Here is a 14639-nt window from a genome sequence, read left to right as displayed (position 1 = left end):
CTATAATTAATTGTAGAATGCTGATATGGTTCAAGAGCTTTCTGAAAAAGTCTGAGACGTCGCCGGAACTTTTGTACCGGCATCTATGTTTTATTTCGTTCGAAAGGAAAAATTTCATGATCTCTGTGAAAACCGGGAGTGGCGTAGCCGTAACAGTCGATCCCGTCGTCAAGCCGACCGTCGGGCCTGCGAAAGTCATGTCGGCGCGTCTGACGATACGAAGTGACGAGGCAGCAAGGCGTAAGATCGCCGACACCGACGGCACGCTGCGGCGGGCCAGACAGGTTGCGGAGACCAACCGCCTGATCTGACATAGCCGGTTTGCAGTGCCTACAGCGCGTTTGCGCGTCCTTTTGGACGCTCAAAGGGCGCTGTAGTACTTTGATCCGCATGATCCTTTTTCGAACCTCCGGGGTCATGCGCTGAGGAGCTCGATCATGACGCTGAATTTTCCCAACCGCAGCCGCTCCTATGACGCGACGGCCTAGCGCATTCGTTTCGTCGGCCATGACGGTATATTCGAAGTGCCGTTCTTTGTGGAGATTGCAGCGCTTTCGGCGGCAAGTACCAGTGGAGCGGAAGCCGAGTATCTCAGCGTCTTCGATGCGGAGCGTTCGTCGATCCAGAGTGTTGCGCGCGAAGCCTATTCGCACGGTCGCAAGAACATGTATGTGCTGACCCAGGCCGATTTCCGGTAAGCTGGCCTACGAACCCTTGAACCTGCCGCGCCGATGGCCTAGATCGCGGCAGGCGGACAAAACACGGCAGGTTTCCCATCAACAGAGATCCGAGAAGACCGGCAGGCGCGGGCGCCAATTTCGGCTCAGGCGGACAGCCGCCGCTAGGGCTCGACCAGCGCGTGCAGCAGGCGCTGCAATTGCATCAGGCCGGCCGCCGGCAAGAAGCCGAGATGCTCTATCGGCAGGTGCTGGCGCAAAAGGCCAATCACGCAGCGGCAGCACATTTCCTCGGTTTGCTGCTGCACCAGACCGGGCGCAGCGCCGAAGGACTCGATCTGCTCGAACAGTCGGTGCGCCTGCAGCCCAAGAATCCAGATTTCCTCAACAATCTCGGCACGGTGATGCGCGACCTCGGCCGTGTCGGTGCAGCCGTCGATTTCTTCCGTGGCGCGGTGGCGCTGCGGCCGGACCAGCTCGCGGCGCGCGACAATCTCGGCTCCTCGCTTAAGCAGCTCGGACAGTTCGAGGGCGCGGAGGAGATTTATCGCGGCACCATCGGTCGCAACCCGTTCCATGTCCGCGCCCGCATCGGGCTTGCCGAAACGCTGCAGGAGGCTGGGCGGCTCGACGAGGCGCTTGCCGTCTTCCGCGAAGCACTGGCAATTCGGCCGAAGGACGCCGATTTGCTGCACGGTCTGGGCGTCGGGCTGATGGAGAAGGGCAGCCTCGGAGAGGCGGCGGAGCATTTCCGGCAGGCGCTGGCGGTCGATCCCGGCATGGCCAGGGCCTGGCTGATGCTCACCCAGGTCAAGCGCCAGCAGGAGCGCGACGCCGAGCTTGCTGGGATGGAGGCGCAACACGCCAAGGCGCCGGAAGGCAGCCTGGCGCGCATGCAGCTTTCCTTCGGCCTCGGCAAGGCCAATGACGATTTGAAGGATTATGGCCGTGCCTTCGATTATTTCGCCGAAGGCAATGCGATCCGCCGCACGGGCATCGACTACGATGCGGCCAAGACACGCGCCGAATTCGAGGCGATGAAGGCGGTGTTCGACAAGCCCTTCTTCGACAAGCACAGACCGAGCGGGATCGCCGACGATACGCCGATCTTCGTCGTCGGCATGCCGCGCTCCGGCAGCACGCTGGTCGAGCAGATCATCGCCAGCCATCCGCAGGTCTATGGCGCCGGTGAGCTCGGCATATTGAAGACGGCGCTCGGCAAGCAGTTTCCGCCTGCTATGAAGGGCGGCTTTCCCTGGGGCATCGCCGACATGCCTGACAAGGCCTATGCCGAGGCAGGCCAGGCCTATCTAGACCTGCTGCACGCCCGCTATCCGGGTTTCCGGCACGTCACCGACAAGATGCTCGGCAATTTCCTTTTGGTAGGCTTCATCCATCTGATGCTGCCCAAGGCCAAGATCATTCATTGCGTGCGCGATGCGGCGGCGACATGCCTGTCGATCTACAAGGTGCATTTCCGCGGCGACAGCCACCGCTACGGCTACGACCTCGGCGAGCTCGCCGATTTCCACAACCTCTACACCGATATGATGGCGCATTGGCGCACCGTTCTGCCTGATGTCTTGCATGATGTGCGCTACGAAGATTTCGTCGCCGACCAGGAAGGGCAGACGCGGGCGCTGATCGCCCATCTCGGCTTGCCATGGGACGATGCGGTGCTGTCGTTCCACGAGACCGACCGGCCGGTGCGCACGGCGTCGGCGGCGCAGGTGCGCCAGCCGATGTACCAGGGCTCGGTCGATCTGTGGAAACGCTATGGCGACCGGCTCAAGCCGCTGCTCGACCGCCTAGCGTAATGCGTTGCCGGCCTACAACTCGATGAACGGCTGAAAGCCGCCGAAGATCATGCGCTTGCCGTCGAATGGCATCGTCGACAAGTCGCCGTTCAGGCGCGGATCGGCCATCACTTTGGCCATCACCGCATCGCGGCTCTGCCGCGATTCATAGACGACCCAGGAGAAGACGACGATCTCGTCGTCCTTGGCCTGCACGGCGCGCGGGAACGAAGTGAGCTCGCCATAGGGCACGTCGTCGCCGATGCATTCGACATAGGCGAGCGCGCCATGCTCCATCCAGACAGTGCCGCCCATCTGAGCCATTTTCTTGTAAGCATCGAGATTTGCCTTGGGTACCGCGAGAACGAAACCATCGACATAGGACATCGTGCTTCTCCTATGCCTTCTTCACCGGCGCGTTCATCGCCCACTCGACACCGAACGGGTCGCGCATATTGCCCCACTGGTCACCCCAGAACATCACCTGGAGCGGCATGACGACCTCGCAGCCGGCATCGACGGCCCGCTTCCACCAGGCGTCGATGTCGTCGCTGCCCAGATGAAGCTGCATTGTGAAGCCTTGCGGCTTCACCGCGGACATTCCGTGCTCGGGATAGAAATCGGAAATCATCAAGGTCGAACCGTTGATGTGGAGATGGATGTGCATCGTCCGGCCCTGCTCGTCCGGCGGGTAGAAGAAGACCTGCTCGGCGCCGAACGCCTTCTGATAGAATTCTGAAGCCTTGAAGGCGCCGTCCAGCTGAAGGTAGGGCGTCAACCCACCGAGGACTTTGGCTGCGGGCTGGGTTTGGGGCTGATCGTTCATGTCTTGCTCCTCTCTGGTTGGGCGTTGCGAACCACAGGACGAATGAGGCAGCGGCGATCCTACATGGCCGATGCGTTTTTTAATGCCGACCGCGCGACGGCCGGTCCTTCTCAAAGAGCCAGGCCAATACGCGGGCTGTTCTGTGCGTCGACGACGATTTCCGGCCAGCCGATGTCCTTGCGGAGTTCGATCGGCAACGAAAGGAGGGCGCGCTCGCTGCGGTAGCGGGCGCGAGCCGCCGAATAACGGGTCGCTATGCGACCTAGGGATGACAGAATAGACATGATGCTCTCTCCTCGATTGGCGCCGGCATCACCGTGTCGGCAACCCAAGGACGTGGCGCGCGGCCATGATCCGACAGATCGCGGAGAATTTTCTGTCGCAGGGCCTTATGTCGGGATACGTCTCAGATGACCGATGCGGCCAGAGCGGTGTCGTAATACTCCACCATCTCGATGATTTTGCCGTCGCGTAGCGTCCAGAAATCGGCGGTGCGCATGACAAACTCCTCGCCGGTGGTTCGGCGTGTCATATGGATCTCGACCTGCGCCGCAACCTTGTCGCCGCCGTCGATGATCTCGACCGGGATGAAGCGCCGGTATTCGAAATCGTCGTCCAGCGCCAAAAGCCGGGCAAGGAACTCCTGCTTACCTTTGGCCACCCCGGCATAGCGCGACTGCGCCGGTTCGGCGACCCAGCGGAAGACGATATCATCGGCGCAGTCGACCAGCGCGCCCTCAATGTCACGTTTTGCATAGGTATCATACAGGTTCTTGACGACGTCCGCGCCACGCATGACCGTTTTCCTCCCTCGGTTTGCAAGACTTCAGGATGCGCCTTTTTCGGCTCGCGGGGAAGCGTGGGCCGGCAGCACCTTGAATGCCGGCCCGGCAGATGGGTGGCTTTCCTCAGCCATTCCCCTCAGCCACCGATCGAAAGAAATCCTCCGGGCTGTCGATCTCGGTCAACCGCCGCTTCTCGATCAGCCAGAAGCGGTTGCCGATCGCCCTGATGAAGGAGCGGTCGTGCGAGGCAAGCACGCAGCTTGCCTGATGGGCAAGCAGTTCCGCTTCCAGTGCCTCCTGGCCGTCGATGTCGAGATGGTTGGTCGGCTCGTCGAGCAGGTAGAAGTTGGGATTGGCGAGCCTCAGCGCCAGCATCATCAGCCGCGCCTTCTGTCCGCCCGACAGCACGCCGATCCTGCGCTCCTGCATGTCGATGCTCACGCCCGCGCCCGCCAGCAGCGAGCGGGCGCGCTGCTCGCCGACATCGAATCTGCGCGAGAGCATCGCCAGCGGCGTGTCGCCGCCGCTGACGCCCGACAACGCCTGGTCGCTGTAACCGAGCACCGTCGACGGCGTCACCTTCACGCCTTGCGCCGCGATATCGGGCTCGATGATGGCATTTCTGATCAGGCTGATCAGCCGCGACTTGCCAACACCATTGCGGCCGAGCAGGACGATGCGGTCGCCTTGGCAGATATGGCGCTTGCCGGTCCTGAACAGCAGCGTTCCGTCAGGCGTTTCGACCGCCAGGTCGAGTGTGATCAGCACCTTGGCATGGGTGCCGCGATTGGCGAGCTTTATCGCGCCCGCCGATCTTTCGCGGTGCGCCGGCGCTGCGACCTCCTCGAGGCGCTGGGCGCGCTGGTTGAGCTGCTTGGTCTTGACCGTCAGCAGGTCACTGCCCGAGTTGATGCCGATGTTGTTGAGCTTGGCCGCCTGCCGGCGCAATTGCTGCGCCACCTTCATGTCACGCTGGAATTTGCGCTCGGTCGAGGCGTCGACTTCGCTCAAAGCGTCGCGCGCCCGCGAATAGGGCAGCGCAAACACCGGTGACTGTTCGGGGCGCAGGAACAGCGTCCGGTTGGTCGTAGCATCGAGAAAAGCGCGGTCGTGGCTTGCAATCACCACCGGCACCTCACGCGGCAGTGCGTTCAGCCAGGTCTCGAGCTGGCTGATCTTGGCGAGGTCGAGATGGTTGGTCGGCTCGTCGAGAAGCAGGACGTCCGGATCGGTAACCCAGACGCGGGCGATCAGCGCCAGCCTTTGCCAGCCGCCGCTCAAGGCCCGCATCGGCCGCTCACGCATCGGCTGCGGAACGTCGAGCGAATCCAGAACCACGTCGACGCGCCATTGCTCGCTTTCAGCCTGCTCGGCCGGCAAGGCGTCGGCCACCACCCGCTGAAAGCCGTGCTCGGCCAATGCTGCGGGAACGGCTTGCTCGACATAGCCAACGCGCAGGCCGCGCGTGCGGGTGATGTCGCCTGATGTCGGCTCCATTTCGCCGGTCAGGCACTTCAGCAAAGTGGACTTGCCGCGCCCGTTGGCGGCAACGATGCCGAGGCGGTCGCCGGTGCCGATGGTGAGATCGAGGTTGGAGAAGAGCGGCGAACTCATGGTGACGCCGAGGGACTTGAGGCTGATCAGGGCCATGTGGGTTTCTCTGGTCTGCCCGGAGGGAGGTTCCGGTTCGATGCACTTTGACGGTGCGCTTGCCTTCAAAATCGGCGTTGCGGCACCACGAAGGGCAGACCAAGAAAAGCGAAGCGGGAGAACCCGGACCGTCTCTGGTCAGCCCTGCAAGCAAGCTCGCAGGGCACAGACAGGGCCGCGCTGACGGTGGTGGTCGAAAGTCACGCAGCCCTCCTTTCAAGACGTTTTGAGTGGAAACTGGCTACACCAAGGGCAGGGTCGATGGCAAGGGGTCCTGCTCCCCCTTCTCCCCTTGTGGGAGAAGGTGGCCGCGAAGCGGTTGGATGAGGGGTGTTCCAGCTAGGCACCGACGGCGATCCGTCCAGCACCCCTCAACCGTCTCGGCGCTACGCGCCGATCCACCTTCTCCCACAAGGGGAGAAGGGAAGCTACCTACCGTCCCGGCCGCCCGGTCTTGCCGGGTCGGCGCTTCTCACGGCGGGCATCGGCGGGGTTTTCGTAGGAGCCGATGCCGGCACGTTCGCGCTTGACTGGCTTGTCGCCCTCAACGGGCTTCTCGGTCCGTCGCACCGTCATCTCGTCCAGCGAATTCTTCTTGAACAGCGGCTTGGTCGAGTCGCCTGGGATACCGAAGTCGGAGCCGTGCGCCTCTTGCGCCGACTGTTTCTTGAACAGCGAGCGCGACACCGCGCCGGCGGGCGTCGGCATGTCGGTGCCCGGCCCCATGGCGTCGAGCGAAGGTTTTGCGAAGAGCGGCTTCTTGACCGGCACGGCGCCGTCGGCGCCCATCTCGTCGAGATGCGGCTTGCGGAAGAGACTCTTGCCGTCATTGTCGACCGTGCGGTGGATGGCGCGGCCCTTGTTGTGCTTGCCCTTTTCGCGGCCCGAGACCGGGCTTTCCATGTCGGCATATTTGGCCAGCGGATCGTCGGAGATGGACAGCTCCATCTCGCGCAGCCGCTTGATCTCGTCGCGGATGCGGGCCGCCTTCTCGAAGTCGAGGTTGGCGGCGGCGTCACGCATCTGCTTGTCCATCGCGTCGAGATGGGCTTTCAGATTGTTGCCCATCATCGCGCCGGCGCTATCGGTGAACTGAGAGATGTCGGCGCGGACGTGGTCCTTTTCGTAGACCGAGTCCAGGATGTCGGAGATGCGCGACTTGACCGATTCCGGGGTGATCCCGTTGGCCGCGTTCCACTCCATCTGCTTCTCGCGACGGCGGTTGGTCTCGGCCATCGCCCGTTCCATCGAGCCGGTGACCTGGTCGGCGTAGAGGATGACCTTGCCGTCGACATTGCGCGCGGCGCGGCCGATGGTCTGGATCAGCGACGTTTCGGAGCGCAGGAAGCCCTCCTTGTCTGCATCGAGAATGGCAACGAAGCCGCATTCGGGAATGTCGAGGCCTTCGCGCAAAAGGTTGATGCCGACCAGCACGTCGAAGGCACCGAGACGAAGATCGCGCAGGATCTCGATGCGCTCCAGCGTGTCGATGTCGGAATGCATGTAGCGTACGCGAATGCCCTGCTCGTGCAAATATTCGGTCAGGTCCTCGGCCATGCGCTTGGTCAGCACTGTGACCAGCGTGCGGTAGCCGGCCTTGGTGGTCTCGCGGATCTCGCCGACGACATCGTCGACCTGGGTCTTGGCCGGGCGCACCTCGACCGGCGGGTCGATCAGGCCGGTCGGGCGGATGACCTGTTCGGCAAAGACGCCGCCGGACTGCTCCATCTCCCAGCCGCCGGGCGTCGCCGAAACCGCGACGGAAAGCGGGCGCATGGCGTCCCACTCCTCGAAGCGCAGCGGCCGGTTGTCCATGCAGGACGGCAGACGGAAACCGTATTCGGCCAGCGTCGCCTTGCGGCGGAAGTCGCCGCGATACATGCCGCCGATCTGCGGCACGGTGACATGGCTTTCGTCGATGAAAACCAGCGCATTGTCGGGGATGTATTCGAACAGGGTCGGCGGCGGATCGCCCGGCTGGCGGCCGGTGAGATAGCGCGAGTAATTCTCGATGCCGGCGCAGGAGCCGGTCGCTTCCAGCATCTCGAGATCAAAGCGGGTGCGTTGCTCCAGCCGCTGCGCCTCAAGCAGGCGACCGGCCCGTTCGAGTTCGACCAGCCGATGCTTGAGCTCCTCCTTGATCGACTTGATGGCCTGGTTCAAGGTTGGGCGCGGCGTCACATAGTGCGAATTGGCGTAGATCTTGACGCTCTTCAACTCGCCGGTCTTCTGGCCGGTCAGTGGGTCGAATTCGGTGATCGCCTCGATCTCGTCGCCGAACAGCGAGATGCGCCAGGCGCGGTCCTCAAGGTGGGCCGGAAAGATCTCGATCGTGTCGCCGCGCACGCGGAACGAGCCGCGGACGAAGTTGATGTCCTGGCGCTTGTACTGCTGGGCGACGAGGTCGGCGAGCAGCGCGCGCTGGTCGAGCCGGTCGCCGATCTGCATCTGGAAGGTCATCGCCGTGTATGTCTCGACCGAGCCGATACCGTAGATGCAGGACACCGAGGCGACGATGATGACGTCGTCGCGCTCCAGCAGCGAGCGCGTCGCCGAGTGGCGCATGCGGTCGATCTGCTCGTTGATCGAGGATTCCTTCTCGATGAAGGTATCCGTCCGCGGCACATAAGCTTCCGGCTGGTAGTAGTCGTAATAGGAGACGAAATACTCGACGGCGTTTTCCGGGAAGAATTTCTTGAATTCGGAATAGAGCTGGGCGGCCAGCGTCTTGTTTGGGGCAAGGATCAAAGCAGGGCGCTGCGTCTCCTCGATCACCTTGGCCATAGTGAAGGTTTTTCCCGAGCCGGTGACGCCTAGCAGAACCTGCGTGCGGTCGTTGTCGTTGACGCCCTCGACCAGATCCTTGATCGCCGTCGGCTGGTCGCCCGCCGGCTCGAAATCCGACACCATCTTGATGGTGATGCCGCCTTCGGATTTTTCGGGCCGGGCCGGGCGGTGTGGCGTCCACAGCACGCCGTCCTTGTGCAGCGGGTTGCCGGATTCGATCAGTGCCGACAGCGCCGCAACGGTGGCGGTGACGCCGCTGGAGGTCATGGTCTCGGCGTCTTCGAGAGAAATGTCGAGACCGGCAACCGGATTGAGGCCGGCCGCGGTTCTCTCCCTGGCTGAGGCGGCGCCGCCCATCGAGGTGCCGCGCGCGGTGCGGCCGGGGGAGGAGGAGCGTTCGGGGATCTTTTTTTGCTTGCCGCCTTCCCTCCCCCTTGAGGGGAGGGTGGCGGCGGAGCCGCTGGGTAGGGTCGGTGCGGCAGCGCTCGGCGACCCCTCATGTTGAGCGCTTCCTTTGCCGACCCCCTCTGTCGCCTTCGGCGACATCTCCCCCTCAAGGGGGGGGACTTGGCGCCCTTCCTTCTCGGCCTCCTGCTCGATCTGCTCGGCCCAATCGGCGATCGAGCCGGTCAGCTGCGTGCCTGAGAATTCGGCCTGCGGCGCCTCGGCAAAGCCGCCCTTGTGCAACGGCTCCGAGGCATCGAGGAAATCGGTCAGCGGGCTGCGCCGCTTGGGCGGCGAAGCGCGATCATCACGCGCCGGCGGCGGCGTTTTTTTATCGGAAAGTTTGGCCATGCCCTCGAATATGGGAGGTATCGGCCAAAATGGAAAGAGCGGAGTGACCGGGGGCGCGAGACGAAACCAAGCTGCTGACACAAGGGTGTCAGGAGCGATGTCGAAACGCGCCCTCAGTTGAACCACAGCGCAAATGTCAAAAACCCGGCGCCGCCGAACTGGCGCTGGATCTGGTCGAACTCCTCGCCAGTGAGGATCTTTTCGGTCTCGAGATAGGGCGCGATGGCCGGACCGGTGATCGACAACACAAGGTCGAAGGGTTTTGGTTCGTCGAAGAAGCGCTTCATGTTGATGCCTTTGTCGGCGATGCGAAAATGCGGCAGCAAGGTGCGGCCTTCGAGCAGATCCTCGGCCATATCGAGCGCGGCGTGCCAGGCCTGGACCTGCTCCTCGCCGACCTCGAGGCCGGTGAGTGGGCTGGCGCCTTTCTGTTGCGGGCCCGGCAGCCATTCACGGTCGTTGTCTGTCTCGGCGCGGATCGCCTTCCAGTCTTCGCGGGACAGCCGGATCATTTCCATGAGGTGGCGGCGCGCCGCCTGCCGGCGCTCCGGCTCGACGACCGGCCAGTTGACCAGATGAACCAGCGAGATGAAGTCGGCGATGCGCCATTCGGACGACAACATGCCGCCGCTCATGCCGCCGTCTGGTGGAACCAGAGCGTCCTGCAGCGGCAGTTTGGCGCGCGGAAACAGCATGTGGAACGAACCGTCGAAGGCGTTCCTGAAATCATGCGCCAGCCAGAAATCCGCCTGCGCCATCAGGAATTCGGCATAGCCCTGCAGCCAATAGCCGTCGGCTCGGTCGAAGCGAAAGGTGAGGGCGGGTGCAGCCGGGTCTGGCGCACCGCCGCGTGACAGGGATGCCATGATCGCGGCGGCACTTTCGTCCGGCGCGATCTGGCCGTCCTCGTTGAGATCGATGCCAAGACGGGTGAGGTCGACCTCGATGCCGATATCGGCACCGGCGGGCACGGAGCCGAGCGTGGCGGCGGATTTTTCCAGCCGGTCACGGAAGGCGACCAGGATGGCGCGGAAGCCGTCGTAGGTCAGCGGCTCGGGATTGGGATTGTCCGGCACCGGCAGCCGCATCAGCGGCAGCATGAAGGATTGCGGGCTTTCGAAACCGTGGCGGTGCAGCCCGCCGGCCAGGATCTCCAGCGCAGTGAAGAATTGGCCGGCGCCGGCGGCGTAAACCGACGCGGGATCAGTGGGCGCGGCGGCTTCCAGCGCAGTAAGCGTGCTGTCGCGGTCCGCTACGGTCTTTGCCTCGAACAGGGCGGCCGGTTCGGAGGCTGCGGCCCCGGCGGAAGAAACCGGCAGCAGCAGAATGAGGGCGGATGCCAGCAGGCTCGAAAATCGCGTCATCTTGGTCCTCCGGTATGCCGTTCGGCGGCAACCATATACGCATCTTGTGTGTTACGCCTACTGCGGGGCATCTGGCAGCACGATTCCGAACGGAGGCGCTTCGCTATATCGTGCGCATCGTCTACCGTGGCCGTTCATCCCCGGTGCAGGCTGCGCGTGTCGAACTATCCGCTTTCCTACAAATTGTCTTGGCTGCCGCGCTTCTTAAAGCCTTCGCTCAGCGGCGATCGCCAAGGCTTTGCGCCGGCGGCTGGAACGATGATCGAGCCGCCACCGGCGCGGACGGTGCGGCTCGCCTTTGTCGGCGATATCTCGGCGGTGGCCAATCGCAGCGCGCCGCAATGCGACCCGGCGATCGCCACGCTGCTCGGCTCCGCCGATCTGGTGATCGGCAATTGCGAAAGCCCGGTGGTGGAGCGGCCGAGCGCGACGATGGGAACGAAGCTTGGCACCCGTCATGCCATGACCGAGCGGTTTCTCGCCGAGGCGCTGGCGGCCGCCGGCATCTCGCGCGAGAAGCTGGTTTTGTCGCTCGCCAACAACCATGTGCTCGACCAAGGCGTCGAGGGTTTCGACGAGACCGTGGCGGCGCTGACCCGTCTCGGCATCCGCAGCATCGGTGCCGCCGCCGGCGGGCCGGTCGAGCGCCTTGTGGTCGGACCGCTGACAATTGGCTTTGCCGCCTTCACGCTGTGGCGCAATGCCGGCGCGGCTGCGTTCGCGGGCCGTGTGTCGATGCAAGGCGACCCGGCACGATGGCCGCGGGCAGCCGCCGACGACCTCACCTGTGCCGTGCCACATTGGGATTGGGAATTCCGGCATTTTCCACAGGCCGCAACGCGGGCATTGGCCCGGCATTTGGCCGCGCAAGGCGTCGGGCTGATCGCTGGCCACCATGCCCATGTCGTGCAGCCGGTGGAGCGGATCGGCAAGGCGCTCGTCGCCTATGGGCTCGGCGATTTTCTAGGCACCGCCTTTGCGCGCCAGCCGTGGCCCGGCCGCATGGGGGGCATCCTGACCGCCGATATCAGCGCTGACGCCGGCACGCGTGGCGCCATTGCCGCCTACCGGCTGCATCCCTTCATGCGGCTGCGCGCCGGCGACCATGAGCGGCTGGTTGCCGTTGAGGCGCTGGAGGGCGCATTAAGGCAAAAGGTTACGGCCCGTTTCGTTGCGGTTTTTGGTAACGGGAATTGATAGCCATAGTTGACTGGTGGCTCAGATGAATCGTGTGCGCTCACCACCATCCCAACGCTGTAGTCGCGCGACTTTCCGCAAAATCGGCTATTGTCCGAGCTGGGTGTTCGGTCTTTCGACGGGGGATGGCGATGGAAGCAGCGGATTTTATGCCAAGTGAAGCTGACATCGCCGGCATCAAAAGGAATCTCGAGGTCTATGAGGTCGAAAGGGTTGCGGCCTACCGGCAAGTCCGCTGGCGGGTGCCGCTGTTCATCGGCCTGGTGCTGTTGTCCGTGGCGCTCGTCGCCTGGCTTTTCAACACGGTCGCCGATCCATACGAGCGATGGTTCTCGACGCCGCATGTGCTGCTGTATGTCGTCGGGTTCGTGGCGGCGATCCTGCTCTATTTCCAGGCGATCAAGCCGGCGAGCACCTTGCAGCAATCGTTCCGCAAAACGCTGCTGCCGATCATCTTCGGTTTCATTGAAGATATGCGGTACCAGCATGAGGTGACGCCGAATTCGTTCGACCGGCTGCCGCGCGAGACGATCGGCACTTTTAACAGCAAGCGCTTCGACGACATCGTATCCGGCCGCTACGAGGGATTTCCGTTCGAGCTTTACGAAGCCGATCTCCGGCAAGGCACGGGCAAGAGCGGCACGATAGCATTCAAGGGGATCGTCGTCGCCTTCGAGACCATCGTGCCGTTCCCCGGCATATTGGTGGCCGCCCGCCGGACTGACGTGGCCGTCGGGTTCTTCCGCGGCATGTTCGCCAGCAAGATGCAGGAATTATCATGCGGCGTGCCCGAGCTCGATGCCGCCTACGACTTCCGCACCGACAATGTCGAGGCGGCGCAGCCGCTGGTGAGTGGCCGTCTGGCGCAGGCGCTGACATGGCTCAGCGAGACCTGGCCTGATGATCCGGCGCGGGTTGCGCTCAATGGCGGCGACGGTTTTCTACTGTTGCCGCAGACGAAGGACTTCTTCGACCTGCCTGATAAATCGGTGCCGCTAGACTACGCCAAGCATGTCGCACCGATGATATCAGACATGGGCGCGATGCTGGCAACGGCGGCGCTGGTGCGCAAGATCGGCGCAAAGGACGAGGCGGCGGGTTAGCCGCTGACGTTCAGCCATGGTCGGCTGCGATCAAGGCGCTGAGCGGCATCGCCTGAAGGCGCCTACAAACTGTTCGGCATTTTCGCCGCCAGCCAGTTCGCCGACCGCTTGGCCATTCCGAGGGTCGCGGATGCGGCGCGGCCAAGGTCGGTCTTGACCAAGGCGTAACCGTTCTTCGTGCGATACAGCACCGAGCGTCCGCCATCGACCGCAGCTTCAAAGGCGACCGGCCTGGCAGCCTCTGTTTCCGTGGCTGCTGCCTGCGACCCGACAGCAACGCTGGGCCGGCGGCTCAATTCGGACGGGAGTGGGTCGGTGGCGATCTGCGCTGCTGCCGCCAACTCAAGCGTCGAGGCCGTCGCGGCAAGCTGCGACGAGGTCTGCGTCGCGCGGCAGATGCCGGACACGAGCGGGTAGTTGAAATTGCGCGCGTGCGACATCTGGCTTTTCATCGCCGCTTCGCAATCGGCGATGGTCGACCACTTGGCCGGCGTCTCGCCGATATACTCGCAAAGCCTGGCATCGCAGTCGCAGCCGACGATGGTCATGGCGACAAGGGTGGTCTTAATCACGGTCTTGTCCCTTCGAATTACCTTGGCGAGTGCTACAAGGACGTGCGGCGCTGGTGCGTTCACCAATCGCCGTAGATCAAGGCGGGATTTGGCCGCGATTGTGGAATGTGCGTGGCGAAGCACAAGGGAAGGTTTCAGGAGTTCCGCCTGTGGCCGAACGGCATCAGTAGTCGCAGACGTGCTCAAGCTTGGCGCCTGCCTTCATCAGCGCCGGCAGAACGGTGTGCAGCTCGATTGCGCCTGGTGATGAAGATCGTGCCCTCGGCACCGCAGATCGCGCTCGGCCAAGGTGTCCGGCGTACGCTGAAACCCCGCCAACAACATCACGGGGATGGCCATGAAAGACAGTCGGCGCCGGGATTTCTCCCAGCGCCTCCCTGTCAGATCAGGACACGATCGCGGCAGCAACTTCCGTAAAGACGTCGCGCCATGCCGGCCTTGATGTTGACGGTCCTGCCAGCCACCGCCCGAGGGCAGCGTCCGTTCGGGACCTCGCCAGTCTCCACCCTTGCGAGCTTCGTCCAGCGCGCCATCGAAGGTTTTTGCCGTCCTTCATGGCAGCATCGGTCCGCCGTAGGCGTTCGCACGCTTTCCGCGGCCCCGTAGGTCTCGGCATCTCTCGTCAAAACAGGCAAGCCTGCTTTCATTCGGGGGCCGTACGGGCCTCAGGAAATCCGCCGTTTCGCTTTGTCTTTCGACTGGCAATCGGTAGCCGCCTGAGATGGGTTTAATGTACGCCGAGTAAGCGTTTGGCGAAACAGCCGCGAGCCTGTGGATAGCGGGATTATCGGGGACCAAGTTCGGCGTCAGAGCGTTTTTCTGGACGAGATGCAGGGGCGGGACACGCCCTCATCTGCGGCGAGCAGCATGATCAGCATTCGGCTCTTGCCCCACATCGCGGCGCGGGCTTCAATGCCGGCAAAGGATTTAGGACAGCATTGTCGCTGCGATCCTTTGCGGAGGGCGTTCTTGAAGGTCGGGGTGGTTCTCAATCCGATTGCCGGTGGCGGCGGGCTCAAACGACATTGGCCGGAGGTCAGTGCTTCGCTCAGGAAACATTTCGGCGATTTCGAGCTGCGCGAAACGC

General features: G+C 63.3%; 13 protein-coding genes and 1 pseudogene. 6 read left to right on the top strand and 8 right to left on the bottom strand.

What is annotated here, in order from left to right:
* Window positions 1–116 precede the first annotated feature (116 nt).
* The 3 genes from EOA78_RS31765 to EOA78_RS31755 all read left to right on the top strand — a co-directional run bounded on the left by EOA78_RS31765 (window position 117) and on the right by EOA78_RS31755 (window position 2494).
* Complete coding sequence (locus EOA78_RS31765; protein ID WP_127319284.1) at window positions 117–311, top strand: hypothetical protein; 195 nt, start codon at window positions 117–119, stop codon at window positions 309–311.
* A gap of 180 nt (window positions 312–491) precedes the next feature.
* Complete coding sequence (locus tag EOA78_RS31760) at window positions 492–698, top strand: DUF1488 family protein (RefSeq protein WP_245477897.1); 207 nt, start codon at window positions 492–494, stop codon at window positions 696–698.
* A 161-nt stretch (window positions 699–859) separates the two neighbouring features.
* A complete protein-coding gene (locus EOA78_RS31755) occupies window positions 860–2494 on the top strand; it encodes a tetratricopeptide repeat-containing sulfotransferase family protein (protein ID WP_127319282.1) in 1635 nt (544 codons plus the stop codon).
* 12 nt (window positions 2495–2506) lie between these two features.
* On the opposite strand, the gene EOA78_RS31750 is transcribed toward EOA78_RS31755, so the two are convergent.
* From EOA78_RS31750 to EOA78_RS31720, 7 genes are all read right to left on the bottom strand, one after another.
* Window positions 2507–2860 carry a DUF1428 domain-containing protein gene (locus tag EOA78_RS31750; protein WP_029350007.1) on the bottom strand — a complete coding sequence of 118 codons (354 nt, stop codon included), beginning with the start codon at window positions 2858–2860 and terminating at the stop codon, window positions 2507–2509.
* A gap of 10 nt (window positions 2861–2870) precedes the next feature.
* Window positions 2871–3299: a glyoxalase/bleomycin resistance/extradiol dioxygenase family protein gene (locus EOA78_RS31745; RefSeq protein WP_029350009.1), complete on the bottom strand. Its 429-nt coding sequence runs from the start codon at window positions 3297–3299 to the stop codon at window positions 2871–2873.
* Between the two features lie 110 nt (window positions 3300–3409).
* Entirely contained in the window at window positions 3410–3583 is a 174-nt protein-coding gene (locus EOA78_RS31740) for a hypothetical protein (RefSeq protein WP_127319280.1), read from the bottom strand.
* A 122-nt stretch (window positions 3584–3705) separates the two neighbouring features.
* Window positions 3706–4095: a nuclear transport factor 2 family protein gene (locus EOA78_RS31735; RefSeq protein ID WP_127319278.1), complete on the bottom strand. Its 390-nt coding sequence runs from the start codon at window positions 4093–4095 to the stop codon at window positions 3706–3708.
* A gap of 112 nt (window positions 4096–4207) precedes the next feature.
* Entirely contained in the window at window positions 4208–5734 is a 1527-nt protein-coding gene (locus tag EOA78_RS31730; protein WP_127319276.1) for an ABC-F family ATP-binding cassette domain-containing protein, read from the bottom strand.
* A 432-nt stretch (window positions 5735–6166) separates the two neighbouring features.
* Window positions 6167–9316, bottom strand: a complete 3150-nt coding sequence (gene uvrB / locus EOA78_RS31725) for an excinuclease ABC subunit UvrB (RefSeq protein WP_127319274.1) — start codon at window positions 9314–9316, stop codon at window positions 6167–6169.
* A 113-nt stretch (window positions 9317–9429) separates the two neighbouring features.
* Complete coding sequence (locus tag EOA78_RS31720) at window positions 9430–10680, bottom strand: hypothetical protein (RefSeq protein ID WP_127319272.1); 1251 nt, start codon at window positions 10678–10680, stop codon at window positions 9430–9432.
* A 156-nt stretch (window positions 10681–10836) separates the two neighbouring features.
* On the opposite strand from EOA78_RS31720, the gene EOA78_RS31715 reads away from it, so the two are divergent.
* Both EOA78_RS31715 and EOA78_RS31710 read left to right on the top strand, forming a co-directional pair.
* Entirely contained in the window at window positions 10837–11877 is a 1041-nt protein-coding gene (locus tag EOA78_RS31715) for a CapA family protein (protein WP_127319270.1), read from the top strand.
* A gap of 131 nt (window positions 11878–12008) precedes the next feature.
* Entirely contained in the window at window positions 12009–12980 is a 972-nt protein-coding gene (locus EOA78_RS31710) for a DUF3137 domain-containing protein (RefSeq protein ID WP_127319268.1), read from the top strand.
* Window positions 12981–13042: 62 nt separating this feature from the next.
* On the opposite strand, the gene EOA78_RS31705 is transcribed toward EOA78_RS31710, so the two are convergent.
* Window positions 13043–13552: a hypothetical protein gene (locus EOA78_RS31705; protein ID WP_127319266.1), complete on the bottom strand. Its 510-nt coding sequence runs from the start codon at window positions 13550–13552 to the stop codon at window positions 13043–13045.
* Window positions 13553–14419: 867 nt separating this feature from the next.
* Between EOA78_RS31705 and EOA78_RS37510 the strand changes: the two are divergent.
* Window positions 14420–14639: pseudogene (locus EOA78_RS37510) on the top strand (hypothetical protein); the annotation flags it as partial.

Origin of the sequence: Mesorhizobium sp. M5C.F.Cr.IN.023.01.1.1, from assembly GCF_003997585.1 — a bacterium.
Classification (GTDB): domain Bacteria; phylum Pseudomonadota; class Alphaproteobacteria; order Rhizobiales; family Rhizobiaceae; genus Mesorhizobium; species Mesorhizobium wenxiniae.
This window is presented reverse-complemented; position numbering and strand designations above follow the sequence as displayed.

Excerpts from the sequence above, each read along its gene's own strand:
- EOA78_RS31765 (WP_127319284.1), top strand. The coding sequence starts at position 117 with ATGATCTCTGTGAAAACCGGGAGTGGCGTAGCCGTAACAGTCGATCCC.
- EOA78_RS31750 (WP_029350007.1), bottom strand. The coding sequence starts at position 2,860 with ATGTCCTATGTCGATGGTTTCGTTCTCGCGGTACCCAAGGCAAATCTC.
- EOA78_RS31745 (WP_029350009.1), bottom strand. The coding sequence starts at position 3,299 with ATGAACGATCAGCCCCAAACCCAGCCCGCAGCCAAAGTCCTCGGTGGG.
- EOA78_RS31740 (WP_127319280.1), bottom strand. The coding sequence starts at position 3,583 with ATGTCTATTCTGTCATCCCTAGGTCGCATAGCGACCCGTTATTCGGCG.
- EOA78_RS31735 (WP_127319278.1), bottom strand. The coding sequence starts at position 4,095 with ATGCGTGGCGCGGACGTCGTCAAGAACCTGTATGATACCTATGCAAAA.
- EOA78_RS31730 (WP_127319276.1), bottom strand. The coding sequence starts at position 5,734 with ATGGCCCTGATCAGCCTCAAGTCCCTCGGCGTCACCATGAGTTCGCCG.
- uvrB (WP_127319274.1), bottom strand. The coding sequence starts at position 9,316 with ATGGCCAAACTTTCCGATAAAAAAACGCCGCCGCCGGCGCGTGATGAT.
- EOA78_RS31720 (WP_127319272.1), bottom strand. The coding sequence starts at position 10,680 with ATGACGCGATTTTCGAGCCTGCTGGCATCCGCCCTCATTCTGCTGCTG.
- EOA78_RS31710 (WP_127319268.1), top strand. The coding sequence starts at position 12,009 with ATGGAAGCAGCGGATTTTATGCCAAGTGAAGCTGACATCGCCGGCATC.